The sequence below is a fragment of the Methylophilus sp. DMC16 genome (genome assembly GCF_056314045.1).
On the sequence record NZ_JBQUZC010000002.1, the window covers coordinates 572,207 to 592,288 of the forward strand.

Genomic DNA, 20,082 nt, shown 5'->3' on the forward strand with positions numbered 1-20,082 from the left:
TTTTTATAAACTTATCAGAATATTCGTCCAATTGTATATTAATAGCACGTCTATTTGTATATTACAAATTCGTCCAATTGTATATTTTATTATCGTCTGACTGTATATTATATTGGTTAACCTGTAGGCAATATAAACATTGACTGGCTTTTATGACGCACTTGGCTGAGATTTACTCAAAACTTATTCGCACCCTCTTCTGGGTCCCATATGATGTTTGAGTCTGTTAACTTTTTGGGTACATTTCTTTGACTTTTCTTAGCCACAAAAGCACCACGCCCCAGTGGCACCAAGCCATGCTTGCGCATCCAGATCAGGCAACGAGAAAATCGCTCTTTTCTGATTTTAAGTTTATCCTCGTGCCAACGCTCCCTAGCCTCTAGCACGATCTCCTCATCATTCGGTTTATGGGCAGACAACAACAAATTGTTCCATGCCGCAAACAAGGTAGCCACAATTTCTGAGCTGGTCGTATCCAGGTTCACAAATAATTTAATCAATGCATTCACCTTTTCAAGATGCTTACCTAGCGCCTTCTCTGTTCTTTGAATCAATGCATCAAAACCGGATAGCTTGATTAGAAAATATCGCCCATTAGCGTGCTTTCTCACATCAAACCATTGCTTCTGACGAGCAAGCGACTCCACCTCAAGCAACCTTTTAAAATCATTTGGCCCAGCAGCATCTTGAATAGGCATACGCTCAAGATCAATTCCAATGAATGATTCGATCATATGCGAGATTTTTTCTGCCTTTACATGGCCAAAATACCACGACGTTTTATGCTGCTCATGACAACGATAAGCCAATGCCATCAATCCGGCATGCAACTCAGTTGTGTCAATCGTTGGCACTTTGGTTGGGAACGGCACCACATTATCTTTCGGTGGTTTTGCTTTTTTCGATCTGGCTTTAGCAGTGGATGTTTGTTGGCGTGCTTTTTCAGCCTTAATCTTTTCCAACAATATTGAAGCAGGCTCATCTTCAATATTTTGCGGCACCAGCTCGCCAGAAAATGCTTTTTTGAGGATAGATTGGCGTAAGGCTTCGGCTTGTTGCAGGGATGTGGTGATGGTTTGGTCAAGTTGGTCTATTTCGGAAAATTTTTCCTCCAGACACGCTTGCAAACTAAATTGCTCATTTAGCGCACAATAAGGCACAACTAAATTTTCTAATGTTTCTAGGTTTATATTTTTTTGTGCAGTTGCTGGAGCGTAAGCTTCAACTCTTGAGCGGACTGCCTGAATAAAATAATCAACATAATCAGGTGAAACTAATTTCTCATTTGCCGTGAAGCCCACAACACTATCTGGGAAACATCCATCAAATCCCAAAAAAGCTGTTTCAGCAATATTTGCTGCAATCGTTATACACAACGTCCCTTTAGGCCACAATTTACTCTGAGCTAGTCCAAACTCGCTGTATGTTTGATTATATTCAGTAATAATTTTCTTTGCCGCTTTGACAACTCCTGTTTGAATAAACGGATAGCTTCCTCCAAATAATTTTGGATCGTTTCTTGGTCTATGTTTTGACTTTCCTCTACCTAAATCCCCCACTTCAGCCAAATACACGTATACCCACCCTTCCGGCAATTCTGGCAACTCCGCCAACTCTCCTACAGTGAGCGGTGTAATTGGTTTAGGTGCTTTGGGTTTGCTGCCTCGTTTTCCATTGGCTTGCCACTCGGCGAGCTGTTGCTCGTAGCGTTGCTCGCGGGCGTGTTGGATGCGTTGTTGCAGTGCGCTGGCGCTTTCGAGTTTGTCGGCGTTTTGGGCGCGCCATTCGGCGGTGAGTTTGCCTTCAAAGGCGTGTTTGAGCAGGGCTTGGCGATAAACTTTAAGCTTCGCTTGCGCGGTTTTAAGGTTGTTTATGCCTTGGTCTAGCTCAGAAAATAACTCTTCGATTTTGGCGACGATGCGGTGTTGTTCGTTGAGGGGTGGTAAATCAAATTCAAAATCTAATATATGCTCACGCTTAAGATTGTTAATGTTTGACCCCTTGGCGATCTCACTTATTAATCGCCTAAAGCTATTTGCTTGAAAGACATAATATAAATAATCTTTGTTTATTGCATTACAAGGTCTTAATAACGCGCAAAAAGCCCCATAACTGCCATCAAAGTCTAATCTTGCTCTAGCTGATTTACCAACTAGGTGCTTACTTCCACTAGACATTGCAAAAATTATATCGCCAGCCTTTATTAGTTGTTCACTTGAAATTAGTTTATTTGGAACATAAACAAGATTTTCAAAGTTCAAATCTGTGTTTATGTTATTGCCTCTCAAAACAGGCTTAAAATTTTCCAAGTGTGTGCTTGCTGATTCTGATTTGTTATAAGTTATTCCTCTGATTAAAGTCCCTAACTCAGCTACCTTAACTTCTACCCAACCCTTATCGTTAACTTTCAAATTCATTACGCAACCAACACTTCATTCAATTCATCCAACAAGCTATCCATCTGCTGCCCAAACAATTTGTACATTTTGCCCAATCCGCCTTGCGCATTAAACGGGGCCATGTCTAAATCGTCTCGCTCGATATGAAATGAGCTGGCCACATGGTCGCGCACCATGCGTAGCCATTGCATTTGCGCTTCGTTAAATTTTTGGCTGTCGCCGGAGTGGTGCTGCATGATCCAGGTTTGAAAGTTACGGCGCACGGTGGCGTCAAAGGGCGCGAGTGTAGCATCTAAGCCACAAACACGACGAATTAAGGCGACCAGTGCAGTAAGTTCGCTCACAGGTTGCTCGCCTTTGTAGTCATCGAGCTGGCTGTAGGCTTGCCAAATGCGCATGGGGGCGAGTTTGGGTTTATCGGCTTTGAGTTTATCCAACACCTGGCGAATCATGTCAAAGCTCAGTTCGCGCCTGCGGTAAGGCTGGCTAAAAAAGATGGTGAGTGCGGTGATGCTGTCTTGCTGTTGGGTGAGGTATTCGGCAAATTCGGTGACCATGGTTTGGGCGTGGTCGGCGGCTTCTTTATCCCAGCCTGCATAGGTCACGGTATCCAGATTTTCGTGGTCTATGGTTTGCTCGTGGTCGCGGCGTATGCTGTCGATGAGGTCAATTAACTCGCCAGTGAATACGTTGGCGCTTTGCGCGACTAGCTGCTCTTGCGCTTTGGCGCGGTTAATATCACCCGGGTCTGTGCCTATAGGTTGGCCTGCGATTTCTAATGCTTTAGCTTCTACCATATCTGCATCAATGGCATTAAACAGGCTGCCGATGATATGCGTCAGCTCAATGCCGCCGGTTTTGGCTTTAATCTGTTGTTGTTCGTCTTTACTAAGTTGTTTATTCAGCCGCGCCAGCCTCGCTGCAAGCGAGCTGACGGTGTCTTCGTCATGCGCCCCCATCATCACCCCCATGGCGAGGTCTTTAAGCGGCACGGTGGGTTTGGTGATCAGCGGTTGGCTGGCGGTTTTGAGTGATTTGGTCACGCCGATGGCATCGACAATCACATAATGTGTTTTGGCGCTGGTGGCCGAGGGTGTGACTTTGCGCAGGTCGTCTAAATCGAGCGTACGGGTGCCACGGCCTTTCATTTGCTCGAAGTAGTTGCGGCTTTTGACATCGCGCATAAACAACAAACATTCGAGTGGTTTGACGTCTGTTCCGGTGGCGATCATGTCTACCGTGACAGCGATACGTGGATGGTATTCGTTTCGGAACTGCGCCAGCACAGATTTTGGGTCTTCATCAATTTTGTAGGTGAGTTTTTTGCAAAACTTGTTTTCCTCGCCAAACTCTTCACGCACGATTTGAATAATGTCATCGGCATGGCTATCGGTTTTGGCAAAAATCAGCGTTTTTGGCACTTCTTTGCGGCCGGGGAATATCTCGGGCCAGCGTTCTTTAAAGGTGCGAATAATGGTGCGGATTTGGTCTGGGTTAACCACTTTGCGGTCTAGCTGAGTGGCTGAATAAGCTTCGTCTTCATCGGCCAGCTCCCAGCGTTTTTTGCGTGTGAGTTTTTCACGGCGCTCAACCAGTTGATTGGCCGATAACTTGCCACCTTGCTGGCTCACTTCAGTATTGATCAGATAGACTTCGTTACCCACATTGACACCATCGGCCACCGCTTTTTCGTGACTATAATCACTCACGACATTTTTCTTAAAAAAGCCGTAGGTACGGTTGTCCGGCGTGGCGGTCAGCCCGATTAAACTGGCATCAAAATAATCGAGCACTTGCAGCCACAGGTTATAAATCGAGCGGTGACATTCGTCGATGAAAATAAAATCAAAAAATTCGGGCGGGATCTTTTCGTTATACACCACCGGCATAGGTGCCTTACCATGCACCAACTCTGCCGGGTTAATCTCCTCAGTGGCCTCGTCCAGCTCTTTGTCTTTGAGTATGGAGTACAGCCGCTGAATCGTACTGATACACACATGTGCACCCTTATCGACGAAGCTCGATTTTAGACGCTGTACCGTATATAGCTCGGTAAATTTGCGGTTATCGTCTATGGGCAGGTATGACATCATCTCCTGCTCGGCTTGCTCCCCCAGGTTTTTGGTATCGACCAAAAACAAGATACGTTTGCCTTCTGCATATTTTAATAATCGGTAAATCGAGGTAATCGCAGTGTAGGTTTTACCAGCGCCCGTCGCCATTTGAATCAAGGCGCGAGGCTTATCTGCTTTAAATGAAAGTTCAAGATTGCTGATCGCGGTTTCCTGGCAATCCCTTAAACGCAATTCGCTGGCTGGTTTATGCTCTGGATTGAGCGGGGGAATATCTTGCAAACGACCACGCAGACTCTTAGTCTGACTTAACCACTCTTTGAGTGTCTCAGGGCGGTGAAAATTAAAGATCTCTCGTGAGCGTGGCTTAGGATCACGGCTATCTGTAAAACGGGTGATCACCCCTGTGCTTTCATATAGAAATGGCAAAGGCGCTTGGCTGTTTACCCATTTAAGCTTTGCTTTTGCATAACCTTCAGTTTGTTGCTCGACCGAAGTGATGTTTTGTGCCAAGTCCTCACGCTTGGCCTCAATCACACCAACCGCCTTTTTATCTATAAACAACACGTAATCAGCAGGGCCGATATCGGTTAAATACTCTCTAATGGCAATGCCAACCCCACAAGAAAAATCTATTTTCTTATTATGCTGAACAATCCAACCCGCTTGTTCTAGCAAAGCATCAATTTGATCTCTCGCTTTTTGCTCAGGATTTTGGTTTTCAGTCATTTCGTTGAAATATATTGGTTTTCAGTGATTCTAATCTAAACCCCGAATACCAAGGTAATACTGTTTTAGAACCGCACAAATCACTCTTTGTGTGATGCCTGGTACAACACAAACACGCCCTTAAACCTCGACGTGACTTTGGATTCGCTAACGATCTGTGCCGTCACGTTGATTCTAGCCCGGCCCTTTTCCTGATAAGTCTTTTTAAAACTGTCCCAATCATCAGCTGATTGAAAGCTCGCCACACATTCAAAGTCTGTTTTCACTGGCAATAGATAATCAATCTCTTGCCGCTTGATGACCAGGCTGCCTTTAAGCCCGGCTTGTTCAATTTTGGACTGCACCAGTGACCAGGCCGTGGTAATCGAAATAGCAGCGATGCTGCCACCAAACACGATATCGAGGTGGTTTTTGTTGGGCAAAAAATCGCCGTGGGCGGTGAGTTGGTGTTCCTCCATTTTGGCAATGTGTATCCCCAGGTTTTTAGTTTGGGGGATGCGTTGAAACAAGGTTTCTTCAAAATTTTGTTCGCGTTGGCTCATTTTGCTTCCTATTCACTAGGCGATTTCAGTTAACTGGTTTTTTGCAGTAAACGACACCCTTCAAACAACTCTGCCACCCACTCGATAAATGCCCGCACTTTGGATGAGAGGTGACGATTTTGTGGATAGAGTGCGTTAATCGGCAAACTCCCGGCCGGAAAATCGGCCAAGACCTTTTCTAATTTACCCTCAGTTAAATACCCTTGCACCATGAATGCGGGCAGCTGACTGATGCCTAGCCCTGCCAGCGCAGCGGCGACGATAGCATCACCATTGTTGATGGCGAGTTTACGCATGGCGGGGATTTCTTGCTCGGTGCCTGCATGCGTGAGCATAAAGGGGCGGATTTTGCCGGTTTTGGAGGAAAAAAAGTGTACGCCCTGGTGGTGTTGCAACGCCTCAGGGTACATAGGCCTGCCATAAGTGTTGAGGTATTGCGGGGCGGCGACCAGTAAAAACTGCATGGTGCCTACGCGCCTGGCAACCAGGCTGGCGTCTTGCGGATTGCCGACGCGGATCACGCAATCGACGCCCTCCTCCAGTAAATCAATTGGCCTGTCGTCACAGCCGATCTCAAGCTGGATCTCGGGATAGCGTTTAAAAAACTCGGCCAGGGCAGGAATAATCACTAACCGCCCCAAAGGCGTGGGCACGTCTACGCGCAAGCGCCCTTTTGCGCTGGCGGTGGACTGCGTGAGTGCGGCTTCGGTTTCTTCGAGCTCGTTTAAAAGCCGAATGGCGCGCTCGTAATAGGCAGCGCCATCCGTAGTCACGCTGATGCGTCTGGTAGTCCGGTGCAACAGTTTGACGCGCAAGCGTTTTTCCAGCGCCAGCACCTGGGCCGAGACCGTGGTTTTGGGCAGGTTGAGCGACATGGCGGCTTTGGTGAAGCTCTCTAGCTCGACCACCCTAGTAAAGGCCAGCATGGTGTCAAAACGGTCCATATCCATCCTTGTTTGACTTGATTGTGCAATAAATTAGCACAGTGATTGCATTTTTAGGTGATTTATCTGGGGTTTTTATTTATTTATAGTGGTCACCAGTTTTAAACCACTTTATTAATTGAGGAGTATCAAGATGAGCAAGAAACTGGAAGGAAAAGTCGCTGTAGTCACTGGGGCCTCTAAAGGCATAGGGGCAGAAATTGCCAAACGCTTTGCCCGCGAGGGTGCAGCGGTGGTGGTGAATTATTTATCGAGCAAGGCTGGGGCTGACAAAGTAGTGGCCGAGATTACACAAGCGGGTGGCAAGGCGGTAGCGGTGGGCGGCAATGTCAGTGAGGTGGCTGATGCACACGCGCTGGTAGACGCAGCGATCACTCACTTTGGTAAGCTGGATATTTTGGTCAATAACTCCGGGGTGTATGAATTTGCCACCCTAGAAGAAATCACGCCTGACCATTTTCACAAGCAATTCAACATTAATGTGCTGGGCCTGTTGCTCACCTCGCAAGCCGCGGTCAAACACTTGCCTGAGGGCGGCAGCATTATCAATATTGGTTCGGTAGTGAGCCGTTTAACCCCCCCTGCGAGTGCCGTGTATACCGGTACCAAAGGCGCAGTGGATGCCATCACCGGCGTGCTGGCCAGAGAGTTGGGCCCACGCAAGATTCGCGTCAACGCCTTGAACCCTGGCCTGGTGGAAACAGAAGGCACGCATACCGCCGGGGTGATCGGTTCAGAAATGGAGTCCGCCTATGTGGCACAGACGCCACTGGGGCGCAGTGGGCAACCGAATGATATTGCCTCTGTCGCAGTGTTTCTGGCCTCTGAGGATGCTTATTGGCTGACAGGTGAGCAATTGCTGGTGGGGGGCGGTTTGCGCTAGTGGATGCCCAAATGCAGGCACGCAGTGCCTGCCTTATCGTTTGCATCAACCCTACACCATGATGTGGACTACTGCCTTTGAATATGCCGCCACTGGCAAAAGTATCAGACTGCAGGTGTTTGGCCGCCACCACTGCCATAAGCGAGGGCCAGCACTGCTGTATTTTCATGATGGCCTGTTTAATCAGGGCCAGATTGAGAGCGCGCATGCACTGGCTGAAGCCCTCTCAGATGGCTGTGTCGTGGTATGTGTAGATTATCCGCTGGCGCCGGGTGTGCAGTTTCCACACAGTATAGAAGTCGCCTACCAGGCCTTGCAGTGGCTCAGTGAACATGCAAAAGTATTAGGGGCAAATGCGAAGCTGCTATTTGTAGGTGGCGAGCGCGCTGGCGGCAATCTGGCTGCCGTCACCGCCCTGCTTTACAGAGACCGCGGGCTGCGTGCACCTGCGCAACTGCAAGGGCAAGTCTTGATTAACCCCATGCTGGATGCCTTGCAAACCTCGCCGTCGCTCGCTAGCCTGACCGAGAGTCCCTGCCGGGCGGCATGGGCTGACTATGCGCCCTGCCCCAGTTTGGCCTGGCATCCTTATGTTTCGCCTGTCCAGTCATGCCGACTGGCGGGGCTGGTTAATGCGCTCATCATTAGCGAACAAGGCCATCCGCTTGTGGATGAAGCAGCCGCCTATGCGAAAAAATTATTATTGGCGGGCGGGCAAGTACAACACTGGTGTGTAAGCGAGAAAGGTTGGACGCAACATGCGCCGCTGATCCGGCAGTGGATGACTCTCTAAAACGCAAAGGCCGTCTTAAACGGCGTTATGCGTAGGAGAGCTCATCCCAAGCCGAGGGGTCGTTAGCCGTGAGCGGTTCATCAAAGCTGTTTTGATGAAAGCGCTGCATTTTGTCTTGAACAGACAGGGTGAGCTCAAACTTGCTCACACCAGGCAGGCGGCGGAAAGGGCCGGAGGGGTCAAACGAGCGGTAATGCAGGCTGATGAAAATCTCGGGGGAGACTTCCAGGTCAAAGCGCTGGGCGTAGGCAAAATCACTGGAGACATCGGTTTGGCTAAAGCCAAACGCGAGAGCATCGCGGCTGACGTTAAACCACTCTTTTTCATGGCAGGCTAAGTCAATCGAAAAACTTAATACATCAAAAATCTGATCAGCAAATTCTTTAGGCGTCTGCATAGCGGTTAATTCTTTAAAATGGCGTTTATGAATGGCTGATAGACACTTTAAACAAGCGTTTGTCAGTAATATATTGGTAGCAATCTGATAGTTATGTCAGATTTATCTGGCAAAGCATTTTTAGCAGCCGTTATTTCAATCTTTATTTCTCTTAAGGGCATCATGCATTCCACTTCTGACTTTCTGGTGCAAGCGGCCATTTACCTGTCTTTCGCCATTATTCTGGTGCCATTGTTCAAACGGCTCGGCCTGGGTTCGGTGCTGGGTTATCTGATTGCTGGGATTTTGCTGGGCCCTTATGCCTTGAAGTTGATTGCCGACCCGGAGCAAGTGCTGCACTTTGCCGAGTTTGGCGTGGTATTGATGTTGTTTTTAATTGGTCTGGAGCTGGAATCGCAAAAAGTATGGGAGTTGCGCAAGCTGTTGTTTGGCCTGGGTGGCTTGCAGGTAACACTGACCATCGCCGTGGTTGGCAACATCGCCTACTTAATGCACTTTTCATGGCAGGAGGCGCTGATTATCGGCATGGGCGTGGCGATGTCATCGACCGCCATTGGATTGACAGCGCTGATTGAGAAAAAGCAGTTACACACGCCGGGCGGACAAGCGGCCTTTGCCACTCTGCTGTTTCAGGATTTATCAGTGATCCCGCTGTTTATGATCCTGGCCTTGATTGCCCCGCATCACGCCAGCACCGGGTTTGATGTGATGGCGGTAGGCAAGGCCATTGCCGTGATTGTTGCCATTATTTTTGCCAGCCGCACGCTGTTGCCCCCGGTCATGCGCGTGATTGCCCAAACCGGCTTGCGCGAAATGTTTGTCGCTTTTTCATTGTTACTGGTGATCGGGGTCTCCCTGGCCATGCAATCGGTCGGCTTGTCGATGGCCCTCGGTACCTTTCTGGCGGGCGTGTTGCTCGCAGGCTCTGAATACCGTTATGAACTCAGGCTGGACATTGAACCAGTCAAGGGTCTGCTGTTAGGGCTGTTTTTCATTTCGGTCGGCATGACCGTCGATATCTCACTGGTCACACAACAGCCTGGATTGATTTTTGGCTTTGCCCTGCTCATTGTGGCGATCAAAATGGTCGTATTGATGGGCCTGGGTCAGGTCTTCAACTACTCGTTGCGCGACAAACTGTTATTGGGCCTGTCTATTTCGCAAATTGGCGAGTTTGCGTTTGTGATTTTTGGCTTGGCGTTAAGCCAGGAATCCTTGTCTCGTGACAGCTATAACACCCTCAATGCCATCGTCGCCGTGTCTATGCTCATCACCCCGCTGCTGCTGTTATTGTATGACCGCTTTTTAACCCTGCAATGCGGAGAACGTCCACGCGATGCCATCCCTGAAAATAATAACGTCATCATTGCCGGTTTTGGCCGCTTTGGCCAGATTGTTGGCCGTGTACTGTTAGCCAAAGGCATCAGCGCCACCCTGATTGATAACGACCCCAACCAGGTTGATTTAACCCGCCAGTTTGGCTGGCGATGCTACTACGGTGATGCGTCACGACTGGATGTGCTTGAAGAAGCAGGCATTGGCTCGGCCAAATTGCTAGTCATTGCTTTGAATGACTCCCATGCCACACTAGAAATGGCCCGCCTGGTCAAGGAGCGTTGGCCACAAGTCAACATTGTGGTCAGGGCCAGAAGCCGGACGGATGCGTTTGATTTGCGCGAGCTGGATTTGCAACCCATCCGCGAGACGTTTTACTCCTCACTCGAAGCCGCCAGACAAGCCTTATTGGTCATTGGTGAAACAGCCACAGCGGCGAATCACATCATTCAGCAATTTGAAAAGCATGATGTGGAACAACTGGAAACCACGCTCAAAATCCGCCATGACAGAAAAGCCTTGTCGACCGTCATGGCGCAAGGGCGTGAGGATCTTAAAGCCCTGCTTGAATCAGAAAGCAGTCTGTTAGATAAAACCTAAGCTTTAAACTGGCGGCTTTACTGCTGCGTTTCATAAACTTATGACAAATAAAAAAGGCTCCCTCAGGAGCCTTTCTAGTGAAACACTGATGCGCTTAAATATCCAGTGAACTGACGCTTAAGGCGTTGCTTTCGATAAAGGCGCGGCGCGGTTCCACGTTATCACCCATCAAGGTAGTGAAGATTTCATCGGCACCGATGGCATCTTCAATCTGTACTTTGAGCAAGCGACGTACGGTCGGATCCATGGTTGTTTCCCACAGTTGTTCCGGGTTCATTTCGCCCAGACCTTTATACCGCTGAATATTCAGGTTATGTTTGGCTTCGCCTAGCAACCAGTCTAACGCCTGTTTAAAGGTGCTGACTTTTTGCTCTTTTTCACCGCGCTTGATCATGGCGCCTTCACCCAGCAGGTTATTCACCATTTGTGAAGTGCGGTTGATCTGGCGGTAATCGCCGCTGCCTACAAACTCGGCATCAATGACGCAACTTTGCAGGTTACCGTGCACGTATTTGTTCACTTCCAGACGATAGGCGCTGGTCTCTGTATCTTGTGACACAATCACTTCTGAGCCGACTGCACCGAGGATAGGACGCAGTTTTTCTGCCACATTGTTAGCGGCGGCCTCCGTGCTCAGGTCAACCTCGCCCACATCCTGAATGGCGCGCAAAACGCTTTCGTCATACAGATTAGCAATGCGGCGGATTACAGCTTCGGTCAGCACCATTTGTTTGGCGATGCTGGTCAAGGCTTCATCTTTCAGAATCTCGCCGCCCTCTTTGGTCACCAGTATGGCATCGCGCAAGGCTGAATTAAGCAGGTATTCATCGAGCTCATGCTCATCTTTGAGGTAACGCTCATCACGGCCTTGTTTGACTTTGTATAGCGGTGGCTGTGCGATGTAGATATGGCCATTTTCAACCAGCTCTGGCATCTGGCGATAGAAGAATGTCAGTAACAAGGTACGGATGTGCGCACCATCAACGTCCGCATCGGTCATGATGATGATGCGGTGATAGCGCAATTTTTCCAGGTTAAAGTCATCTTTACCAATGCCGGTGCCCATGGCCGTAATCAGTGTGGCAATTTCGGCAGAGCCCAGCAATTTGTCAAAACGTGCTTTTTCCACGTTTAAAATCTTACCCTTGAGTGGCAAAATAGCTTGGAATTTACGGTCACGGCCTTGTTTGGCAGAACCACCCGCAGAGTCCCCCTCGACCAGATAGAGTTCGCAGAGCGCCGGATTTTTTTCCTGGCAATCAGCCAGTTTGCCTGGCAGGCCCATGGTGTCCATTACGCCTTTACGGCGGGTGATTTCACGGGCTTTACGGGCTGCTTCGCGCGCGCGCGCAGCTTCGACAATCTTGCCACATACAATTTTGGCATCAATCGGGTTTTCTTCTAGAAACTCAGCCAGTTTAGCGGACACAATTTCGGAGACCACTGGTTGCACTTCACTGGACACCAGTTTGTCTTTGGTTTGTGAACTGAACTTTGGATCTGGCACTTTGACCGAAAGCACACAAGTAATGCCTTCACGCATATCGTCACCGGTGGTTTCGACCTTGGCTTTTTTAGCAAACTCGTTTTGCTCGATATACTGGTTCAGCGTCCGTGTCATGGCGGTGCGCAAACCGGTCAAATGGGTGCCACCATCACGTTGCGGAATATTGTTGGTGAAACATTGCACGGTTTCTGAGTAGCTGTCATTCCACTGCATGGCTACTTCTATCGTGATGTTGTCTTTCTCACCAATGGCATAAAACACTTTAGGGTGCAAAACCGTTTTGCTGCGGTTCATGTACTCCACAAACCCTTTTACACCACCACTGAAGGCAAAGTTTTCTGACTTGCCGGTACGTTGATCAATTAATTCAATCTTGACGCCGTTGTTCAAGAAGGACAATTCGCGAATACGCTTGGCCAGGATTTCAAAGTGATATTCAACCAGCACAAACGTGTCTACAGAAGCCAGAAAATGTACTTCTGTCCCGGTTTTATCTGTGGTTCCAGTCACGGCCAATGGCGCTTGCGGTACGCCACGATGGAATTCCATCTGATGTACCTTGCCTTTGCGGTAAATCTTGAGTTTTAACCAGTCTGACAGCGCATTAACGACAGACACACCCACACCGTGCAGACCACCAGACACCTTGTAAGAGTTCTGGTCAAACTTGCCGCCGGCATGCAACTCGGTCATCACGATTTCAGCCGCGGAGCGTTTGGGCTCATGTTTATCGTCATCTTTGACATCGGTCGGAATGCCGCGACCGTTATCAGAAATACTGATGGAATTATCCGGGTGGATAATCACTTTAATATCGTCACAATGCCCGGCTAGTGCTTCGTCAATGGCGTTATCCAGCACTTCGAATACCATGTGGTGCAAACCAGAACCGTCTGACGTGTCACCGATGTACATGCCAGGACGCTTACGTACAGCGTCCAAACCTTCCAAAATCTTGATACTGTCTGAGTTATATTCTTGTGGCTGTGCCATAACAAAAGTTTCTTTAATTGAGAGTTAAAAGACCATCACCCTAACATTGGCCGTGTTTCACGTGAAACACGGGCTACCCGCATTATATGCGCATTGGCATCACAACATATTTATAGTTGGCATCGCTGCTTGCGGTGATCAGGCAACTGCTGTTGGCGTCTGCGAACGCAAATTGAATTTGTTCATCACTCAGATTGTTGAGCACATCAATCAGGTAAGTGACATTAAAGCCAATATCCAGTGCGGCATTGCTGTAGTCGATATCAAGTTCTTCTTCTGCTTCTTCTTGCTCGGTGTTGGTGCTAATCAGTTTGAGCTGATTATTGGTGATGACCATGCGGATACTGCGATATTTTTCATTCGACAGAATAGACGCACGTTGCAAGGCGCTCAGGATTTGTGTGCGATTGACCAGAAAAGTATTTTGATGACCATTGGGAATGACACGGTTGTAATCCGGAAACTTGCCATCAATCACTTTACTGATCAGTTGGATATCACCAAATTCAAAGCTGACCTGTCCGTTCAAGACTTCAATCACGACAGGCGAATCTGACTGCTCATCCAGCAACTTCGTCAATTCCAGCACTGTTTTACGCGGCAAGATCACTTCTGTTTTTTCAAAGCTTTGCGCCAGGGTGGTATTGGTATAACTTAAACGGTGTCCATCCGTGCCCACCACGTGCAACTGGTTGCCGTTTACTTCCAGCAACAAGCCATTCAGATAATAGCGGATATCTTGTTGCGCCATGGCAAATTCTACTTGCTTGAGCAAGCGTTTGAACTCGGATTGCGCCAGACTGAAACTGATGTTTTGGCCACTGGCTTTGCTCATCAAAGGATAATCTGCTGCAGGCAGTGTTTGCAGGTTAAAGCGGCTCTTGCCTGCTTTCAGTGTAATGCGATTATCCTGATTATTCATTTCTATCGTGGTGCTGTCAGGCAATGAACGGCAGATATCCAGCAGTTTTTTTGCTGAAATCGTTGTACTCAATTCACCTTCAATGCCGCCATGTACTTTCAGAGAAATCTGCATTTCGAGGTCGGTGGCGGTCAAATGCATTTCATCCTGTTTGATATTAACCAACAGGTTAGAAAGGATAGGTAATGTATGCCGACGCTCTACGATGCCAGTCACACTATTGAGTGGTTTAAGCAAAACCTCACGGTTAATTTTGATTTGCATGGCCTGACCTAATTAATAACTTTATTTCAATATATAAAAGATAAGAATAATAGTAATGTTACGTTTTTTTGTGGGTAAGTCTAAAAATATAAATAATTCAATGACTTATCCGAATATTGCCTTGTGCATAAATTGCGGTTTAAACCTGCATCGTTTGTGGCTGATATTGTAAACTGATTTTATTCAGTCTATACGCAATATTTAAGCACACGTCATTCTCAACTTATCCACAGCATGACTTGCTTGTTTTAATCCCTGATCACTTGTGTGAGTAAACCAATATCACGTGCCAGCGTCTGGTCATTCAAGCGTAATTGTTCAATTTCTTCGCAGGCGTGCATCACGGTTGTGTGGTGACGGCCGCCAAAAGCTTCCCCAATCTCTGGAAAGCTATGATTGGTAAGCTCACGCGCCAAAGACATGGCGACCTGGCGGGGTCTGGCGACATTGCGTGAACGTTTTTTGCTAAACATATCGCTGACTTTGATTTTGTAATAGTCAGCCACTGTCTTTTGAATGTTTTCGATGGTGATCTGGCGGCCGCGCACGGCAATCAGGTCGCGTAGTGCGTCTTTGGCCAGATGCACATCAATGGCATGACCGGTAAAGTTAGCCATGGCAATAATACGATTCAAGGCGCCTTCAAGTTCTCGCACGCTAGAGCGTATCTGTTTGGCGACAAAAAAGGCTACATCTTCATGCAGATCTATATTCAGGTTTTCAGCCTTTTTTCGCAGAATGGCTACCCGCATTTCCAGCTCTGGTGGCTCCACCGCGACGGTAAGCCCCCAGCTGAAGCGGGTACGTAGCCGTTCATCCATGTCGGCGATTTCTTTAGGATAGGTATCGCAAGTGATGACGATTTGTTTTTTTTCTTCGATCAGCGTATTAAACGCATAGAAGAACTCTTCCTGGGTGCGTGTTTTTTTGGCGAAAAACTGAATATCATCAATTAGCAATAGATCCAGCGAATGATAAAGTTGTTTGAACTCATCAAACGCCTTGTTTTCATAAGCCTTTACTACATCGGAGACATAACGTTCTGCGTGCAGGTAACGGATATTCGCTTCTGGCTTAATCTTCTTTAATTCGTTGCCGATGGCTTGCAGCAAATGTGTTTTGCCCAAGCCGACGCCGCCATAAATAAACAGTGGGTTATATGCCTGGCCAGGATTGCCTGCCACCTGTATTGCCGCTGCGCGTGCCAGCTGGTTTGCACGGCCAGTGACATAGTTATCAAACAAGAAACTGTCATTAAGCCCACTACTCTTCTCGTTTTTAACCGGTTTTGCGCTTGCTCGAGGAATCGGTGGGCGATTTGGTTTGGTAACGGTTTTTGTCGGTGCTGTTGCAATGGCGGCTTCAACCGGGTTTTCGCTCACACTGGCTGCCTTGTTAACCACGGCGGGGGCTGCCGGTTCCAAGGATTCACTACTGTCGACAATCAGTTCAAGAATGGCTGTTGGAGAGAGTTCGGTCGCGATCGTCTCTATGCGTGAAAAAAACTTGCTTTTGACCCATTGCATGACAAATTTGTTGGGCGCAACAATTTGCACGGATTCCCCATTGATGCGTGCTTTCAGGGGTTTGATCCAGGTGTTGTATTGTTGTGCTGACAGCTCTTGCTCGAACTTTAACAAACAATAGGCCCAAAAATTTTCCATTGCTCCAGTGCTTTTTTAAAAGTAATTGCAACACATTGATCGCGAAGACGGATCATCGTGTTGAATATTTATTCGTTATAATTGCCAGGAAAGAGTGGCAGAAGAAGTGGTCTTGTCTTGGTTGTTGTCATGACCATCTGTTGAGTATTCTAAACGTTTTAAGGCGAGTTATCCACAGCCCGCCATCATAAAAAATTAAAAAAAATCATTGACATAAACTCTGAATTTGATGTTTAATTAAGGGTTTTTGAAATCGGCAAATATTGAGCGTAATAATCAAGCTTGCCGGATTAGAGTTTAATTGCCATTTTTGGCCGGAGTTTAATAATGAAACGTACCTATCAACCATCTAAAACCCGTCGTGCACGTACCCATGGCTTTCTAGTACGTATGAAAACCAAAGGTGGCCGCGCAGTGATTGCTGCTCGTCGCGCTAAAGGTCGTAAACGTTTAGGTCTGTAATCCCTGACGATGCATTGCGGATACTCAATGCATGACATTGTATAAGCTAAAAAAAACGGATGAATTTTCATCCGTTTTTAGTTTCAGGAAGCGGTTTTATGGTGAATGGTTATTTGCCAATATCAAACCAAATCAGCTTTCACATCACCGCTACGGTCTGGTTGTTTCAAAAAAAGTGTCCAAACTGGCGGTCAGACGCAATTACATGAAACGGGTGTTGCGAGAAGTCCTGCGTGCTCACCCAGCAATGGCGCCTGTTTGTTTTGATGTGGTGGTGCAAGTGCGTAAGCCGTTCAAACAAGGTGAATTTGCTCAAGTGCGTCAAGATGTAGAGACTTTGCTACGCCGTTTAAGCAAATCCGTGCATGTGCATGCTTCCTGATTAATCCTTGCCGATGAAGACGTTATTGATATTCTTGATCAAGTGTTACCAATGGGGACTCAGTCCCTGGTTGGGAAGACAATGTCGTTTTCACCCTACCTGTTCACACTATGCCATTGAGGCCTTGCAACGCTATGGTGCGTGGCGTGGGAGTGTGTTAGCCTTACGCCGCATTGGTCGTTGTCATCCCTGGCATCCAGGTGGTGTAGACCCCCTACCCTGACTTTTAAACGAAATCTTATGGATACTCGCCGTCTAATTCTGTTCGTGATTTTTTCTTTTTCCATCATGTTGCTGTGGGATGCCTGGCAACAAGACCATTCACCACAACCAACTGCCGAGCAAGTGGCACAAGCGCTGCCTGCAACTGCTGATAAACCGCAGGTAGATGGGTTTCATTTAAATAAAGGCACACGTATCGCCGTCACAACTGATCGTTATGCGGCGGTGATTGACACTGCCGGCGGTGATTTGCGTCAATTATCCTTGTTAGAACATAAAGCAGATAATGGCGCTGGCCCTTATGAGTTGATGAGTGATAGCAGTAAAGACAAATTATATGTTGCGCAAACCGGCCTCAAGGGTGAAGGCTTGCCTACGCATTATGAAAGCTTTACCGCTGAGGCTAGCACCTACCAAATGCAAGCGGATCAACAAACGTTGGATATCCGTTTAACTGCCCCGGAGAAGAATGGTATTGCAGTAGACAAGATTTACCGCTTTCATCGTGGTGAATATGTCATTGATGTGTTGTATGAAATTAAGAATAACAGCGAAAAAGCCATTTCGCCTTCGGTGTATTACCAAATCATTCACGATAATGAATCCAATCAGGGTTCTAAAATGATGCCGACCTTTACTGGTGGCGCTTATTTCACCCAAGCAGACAAGTACAACAAGGTGAAATTTGATGAAATGGCCAAAAAGGACGTTTCTATCAATGCTAAAGATGGTTGGATTGGCTTGGTACAACATTACTTTGTCAGCGCCTGGATTCCACAATCAAAATCTGAACGCAAGTTTTACACGACAAAACTCAGTGAGCATGACTTCTCAATTGGTACCATTTTGCCTGTAGGCGAAATTGCACCAGGAACAATTAAAACAGTAGACGCAAAATTATTCAGTGGACCGCAAGTTCAGCAAGCCTTGGAAGCGACGGCGCCAGGCTTGGAATATGTGGTCGATTACGGCATTTTGACCGTGATTGCCAAACCGTTAATGTGGTTGTTGAGTCATATCCACGATCTGGTGAAAAACTGGGGTGTGTCGATTATTGTGCTGACCATCCTCATCAAGGCAGCTTTCTTCAAGTTGTCTGCATCTGGCTACCGCAATATGGCGCATTTGCGTGAAATTGCCCCACGCATGCAAGCACTGAAAGACAAGTTTGGCGACGACAAGCAAAAGCTGCAGCAAGCCATGATGGAAATGTACCGCACCGAAAAAATTAACCCGATGGGTGGTTGCTTGCCCATACTGGTACAAATCCCAGTGTTTATTTCCTTGTATTGGGTATTGTTGGGCTCTGTAGAATTACGGCATGCCCCATTTTTTGGCTGGATACAGGATTTGTCTGCGACCGATCCCTATTTTGTGTTGCCCATATTGATGGGTGCCACCATGATTATTCAAACCTTCTTGAATCCACCACCTACTGATCCGATTCAAGCAAAAGTGATGAAGATCATGCCTGTATTGTTCAGTGTATTCTTTTTCTTCTTTCCTGCCGGCTTGGTATTGTACTGGCTGGTCAACAATATCCTGTCTATCTGGCAACAATGGGCGATTAATCGCATGATCCACGCCGAAGCGCTGGCGAAAAAAGGACATGGCAAATAATCTTCCGATTGCCAACGATACCATTGCCGCGATTGCAACCGCCCCCGGTGCAGGCGGCATTGGTGTCGTCAGGGTCTCCGGCCCGCTAGCAGCCAGTATTGCTGCTCAAATTCTCGGGCACTGCCCTCCCCCGCGTCACGCAGCGTATCTTTCTTTTCTACAAGCCGACGGTGTATTAATAGATCGTGGCATTGCTATTTTTTTCCCCAATCCTCATTCCTATACAGGTGAAGATGTGCTTGAGCTACAGGCGCATGGCGGGACTGCGTTGATGCAAATATTGCTTGCGCGTTGCATCGAATGCGGCGCACGCCATGCGATGGCCGGCGAGTTCACACAACGCGCATATTTGAATGACAAACTGGATCTCGCCCAAGCTGAAGCAGTGGCAGATCTGATTAATGCCTCTACTGAGGAAGCGGCCCGCAGTGCAGTTCGATCGTTGTCTGGCGAGTTTTCTAATGCGGTACAGGACTTGTTGCATCAATTGATTGATTTGCGCATGTATGTCGAGGCTTGCCTGGATTTTCCTGAGGAAGAGATTGATTTCATCACGCAAGGGCGAGTGTTGGAAAAGCTTCAACAAAATCAGGTCACCTTGCATAGAATTTTCCACCAGGCAAAACAAGGCGCTTTGCTGCGTGAAGGCATGAATGTGGTGTTGATTGGGCAGCCCAATGTTGGCAAATCCAGTTTATTAAATGCCTTATCTGGTGAAGAGGTGGCGATTGTGACACCGATAGCTGGTACGACACGTGATACCATCAAAAACGTCATTCAAATCCAGGGTGTGCCTTTGCATATCATTGATACTGCAGGTTTGCGTGAGACCGAAGATACCGTGGAGCAATTTGGCATAGCCCGGACCTGGAAAGCAATTGCAAGTGCGCATGTGGCTTTGTTACTTGTAGATAGTCAGCATGGCATTGGTGCATTTGAAAAGTCCATTCTTGAAAAGTTACCGAGTCAGGTCAAAAAAGTTTGGGTACATAACAAGATAGATGTTTCACGTGAAACATCGCGCACTGATGTTATTGATCATGAGCAGCACGTGTTTTTATCAGCCAAGACAGGCCTAGGTATTCCTTTGTTGCAAAAAACCCTGCTGGAGATGATTGGTTATCAACCTGGCGGTGAAGGTGTGTTTATGGCAAGGGCTAGACACTTACAGGCTTTGCAAGCCGTATCAGAGCACTTAAGTTGTGCAGTGAGTCAAATGCATGCTGCCGAGCTCATTGCAGAAGAGTTACGTTGTGCGCAAGAGGCGTTGGGTAGTATCACTGGCGAGTTTACGCCGGATGATTTGCTTGGGGAAATATTTAGTCGTTTTTGTATAGGTAAATAAAAACCCG

At 47.5% G+C, this 20,082-nt stretch carries 16 protein-coding genes; 8 read left to right on the forward strand and 8 right to left on the reverse strand.

All coding sequences use genetic code 11. The annotated features are described in order from the left end of the window. Positions 1–176: 176 nt before the first annotated feature. The 4 genes from ACT53D_RS10870 to ACT53D_RS10885 form a co-directional block, all read right to left on the reverse strand. Entirely contained in the window at positions 177–2,417 is a 2,241-nt protein-coding gene (locus ACT53D_RS10870; protein ID WP_476156160.1) for a restriction endonuclease subunit S, read from the reverse strand. Continuing rightward, positions 2,417–5,200 (reverse strand): type I restriction endonuclease subunit R, encoded by a 2,784-nt coding sequence (locus tag ACT53D_RS10875; RefSeq protein WP_476156162.1) that lies wholly within the window; start codon positions 5,198–5,200, stop codon positions 2,417–2,419. Before ACT53D_RS10875 ends, ACT53D_RS10870 begins: the two co-directional genes overlap by 1 nt. A gap of 80 nt (positions 5,201–5,280) precedes the next feature. Beyond that, entirely contained in the window at positions 5,281–5,742 is a 462-nt protein-coding gene (locus ACT53D_RS10880) for a YiiD C-terminal domain-containing protein (RefSeq protein WP_379073935.1), read from the reverse strand. Positions 5,743–5,771: 29 nt separating this feature from the next. Then, entirely contained in the window at positions 5,772–6,686 is a 915-nt protein-coding gene (locus tag ACT53D_RS10885; protein WP_379073933.1) for a LysR family transcriptional regulator, read from the reverse strand. A 133-nt stretch (positions 6,687–6,819) separates the two neighbouring features. On the opposite strand from ACT53D_RS10885, the gene ACT53D_RS10890 reads away from it, so the two are divergent. Continuing rightward, complete coding sequence (locus tag ACT53D_RS10890) at positions 6,820–7,569, forward strand: glucose 1-dehydrogenase (protein WP_379073931.1); 750 nt, start codon at positions 6,820–6,822, stop codon at positions 7,567–7,569. Between the two features lie 58 nt (positions 7,570–7,627). Next, on the forward strand, positions 7,628–8,362 hold the full coding sequence (locus ACT53D_RS10895) for an alpha/beta hydrolase fold domain-containing protein (RefSeq protein WP_476156165.1): 735 nt from the start codon (positions 7,628–7,630) through the stop codon (positions 8,360–8,362). A gap of 25 nt (positions 8,363–8,387) precedes the next feature. On the opposite strand, the gene ACT53D_RS10900 is transcribed toward ACT53D_RS10895, so the two are convergent. Beyond that, complete coding sequence (locus ACT53D_RS10900; protein ID WP_338655913.1) at positions 8,388–8,759, reverse strand: hypothetical protein; 372 nt, start codon at positions 8,757–8,759, stop codon at positions 8,388–8,390. A 162-nt stretch (positions 8,760–8,921) separates the two neighbouring features. Here ACT53D_RS10900 and ACT53D_RS10905 point away from each other — a divergent pair, with 162 nt between their 5' ends. Beyond that, positions 8,922–10,694: a monovalent cation:proton antiporter-2 (CPA2) family protein gene (locus ACT53D_RS10905; protein ID WP_476156167.1), complete on the forward strand. Its 1,773-nt coding sequence runs from the start codon at positions 8,922–8,924 to the stop codon at positions 10,692–10,694. A gap of 94 nt (positions 10,695–10,788) precedes the next feature. On the opposite strand, the gene gyrB is transcribed toward ACT53D_RS10905, so the two are convergent. The 3 genes from gyrB to dnaA all read right to left on the reverse strand — a co-directional run bounded on the left by gyrB (position 10,789) and on the right by dnaA (position 16,044). Then, positions 10,789–13,194, reverse strand: a complete 2,406-nt coding sequence (gyrB, locus tag ACT53D_RS10910) for a DNA topoisomerase (ATP-hydrolyzing) subunit B (RefSeq protein WP_194749655.1) — start codon at positions 13,192–13,194, stop codon at positions 10,789–10,791. An 82-nt stretch (positions 13,195–13,276) separates the two neighbouring features. After that, entirely contained in the window at positions 13,277–14,380 is a 1,104-nt protein-coding gene (gene dnaN, locus ACT53D_RS10915) for a DNA polymerase III subunit beta (RefSeq protein WP_194749656.1), read from the reverse strand. A gap of 248 nt (positions 14,381–14,628) precedes the next feature. Next, complete coding sequence (gene dnaA / locus ACT53D_RS10920; protein ID WP_476156170.1) at positions 14,629–16,044, reverse strand: chromosomal replication initiator protein DnaA; 1,416 nt, start codon at positions 16,042–16,044, stop codon at positions 14,629–14,631. 327 nt (positions 16,045–16,371) lie between these two features. On the opposite strand from dnaA, the gene rpmH reads away from it, so the two are divergent. Genes rpmH through mnmE form a run of 5 tightly spaced genes read left to right on the forward strand, consistent with a single transcriptional unit; the run spans position 16,372 to position 20,075 of the window. Continuing rightward, on the forward strand, positions 16,372–16,506 hold the full coding sequence (gene rpmH, locus ACT53D_RS10925; protein ID WP_018987191.1) for a 50S ribosomal protein L34: 135 nt from the start codon (positions 16,372–16,374) through the stop codon (positions 16,504–16,506). A 31-nt stretch (positions 16,507–16,537) separates the two neighbouring features. Next, positions 16,538–16,888 carry a ribonuclease P protein component gene (gene rnpA / locus ACT53D_RS10930; RefSeq protein WP_476144805.1) on the forward strand — a complete coding sequence of 117 codons (351 nt, stop codon included), beginning with the start codon at positions 16,538–16,540 and terminating at the stop codon, positions 16,886–16,888. 13 nt (positions 16,889–16,901) lie between these two features. Continuing rightward, positions 16,902–17,111 (forward strand): membrane protein insertion efficiency factor YidD, encoded by a 210-nt coding sequence (gene yidD, locus ACT53D_RS10935; RefSeq protein WP_194749703.1) that lies wholly within the window; start codon positions 16,902–16,904, stop codon positions 17,109–17,111. Positions 17,112–17,128: 17 nt separating this feature from the next. Continuing rightward, on the forward strand, positions 17,129–18,730 hold the full coding sequence (yidC, locus tag ACT53D_RS10940) for a membrane protein insertase YidC (RefSeq protein WP_476156172.1): 1,602 nt from the start codon (positions 17,129–17,131) through the stop codon (positions 18,728–18,730). Then, entirely contained in the window at positions 18,720–20,075 is a 1,356-nt protein-coding gene (mnmE, locus tag ACT53D_RS10945; RefSeq protein ID WP_476156174.1) for a tRNA uridine-5-carboxymethylaminomethyl(34) synthesis GTPase MnmE, read from the forward strand. Before yidC ends, mnmE begins: the two co-directional genes overlap by 11 nt. Positions 20,076–20,082: the final 7 nt, after the last annotated feature.

What these genes read in the sequence shown, in the direction of transcription:
- ACT53D_RS10870 (WP_476156160.1), bottom strand. Translation starts at nt 2,417, where the DNA reads ATGAATTTGAAAGTTAACGATAAGGGTTGGGTAGAAGTTAAGGTAGCT.
- ACT53D_RS10875 (WP_476156162.1), bottom strand. Translation starts at nt 5,200, where the DNA reads ATGACTGAAAACCAAAATCCTGAGCAAAAAGCGAGAGATCAAATTGAT.
- ACT53D_RS10880 (WP_379073935.1), bottom strand. Translation starts at nt 5,742, where the DNA reads ATGAGCCAACGCGAACAAAATTTTGAAGAAACCTTGTTTCAACGCATC.
- ACT53D_RS10885 (WP_379073933.1), bottom strand. Translation starts at nt 6,686, where the DNA reads ATGGACCGTTTTGACACCATGCTGGCCTTTACTAGGGTGGTCGAGCTA.
- ACT53D_RS10890 (WP_379073931.1), top strand. Translation starts at nt 6,820, where the DNA reads ATGAGCAAGAAACTGGAAGGAAAAGTCGCTGTAGTCACTGGGGCCTCT.
- ACT53D_RS10895 (WP_476156165.1), top strand. Translation starts at nt 7,628, where the DNA reads ATGATGTGGACTACTGCCTTTGAATATGCCGCCACTGGCAAAAGTATC.
- ACT53D_RS10900 (WP_338655913.1), bottom strand. Translation starts at nt 8,759, where the DNA reads ATGCAGACGCCTAAAGAATTTGCTGATCAGATTTTTGATGTATTAAGT.
- ACT53D_RS10905 (WP_476156167.1), top strand. Translation starts at nt 8,922, where the DNA reads ATGCATTCCACTTCTGACTTTCTGGTGCAAGCGGCCATTTACCTGTCT.
- gyrB (WP_194749655.1), bottom strand. Translation starts at nt 13,194, where the DNA reads ATGGCACAGCCACAAGAATATAACTCAGACAGTATCAAGATTTTGGAA.
- dnaN (WP_194749656.1), bottom strand. Translation starts at nt 14,380, where the DNA reads ATGCAAATCAAAATTAACCGTGAGGTTTTGCTTAAACCACTCAATAGT.
- dnaA (WP_476156170.1), bottom strand. Translation starts at nt 16,044, where the DNA reads ATGGAAAATTTTTGGGCCTATTGTTTGTTAAAGTTCGAGCAAGAGCTG.
- rpmH (WP_018987191.1), top strand. Translation starts at nt 16,372, where the DNA reads ATGAAACGTACCTATCAACCATCTAAAACCCGTCGTGCACGTACCCAT.
- rnpA (WP_476144805.1), top strand. Translation starts at nt 16,538, where the DNA reads ATGACATTGTATAAGCTAAAAAAAACGGATGAATTTTCATCCGTTTTT.
- yidD (WP_194749703.1), top strand. Translation starts at nt 16,902, where the DNA reads ATGAAGACGTTATTGATATTCTTGATCAAGTGTTACCAATGGGGACTC.
- yidC (WP_476156172.1), top strand. Translation starts at nt 17,129, where the DNA reads ATGGATACTCGCCGTCTAATTCTGTTCGTGATTTTTTCTTTTTCCATC.
- mnmE (WP_476156174.1), top strand. Translation starts at nt 18,720, where the DNA reads ATGGCAAATAATCTTCCGATTGCCAACGATACCATTGCCGCGATTGCA.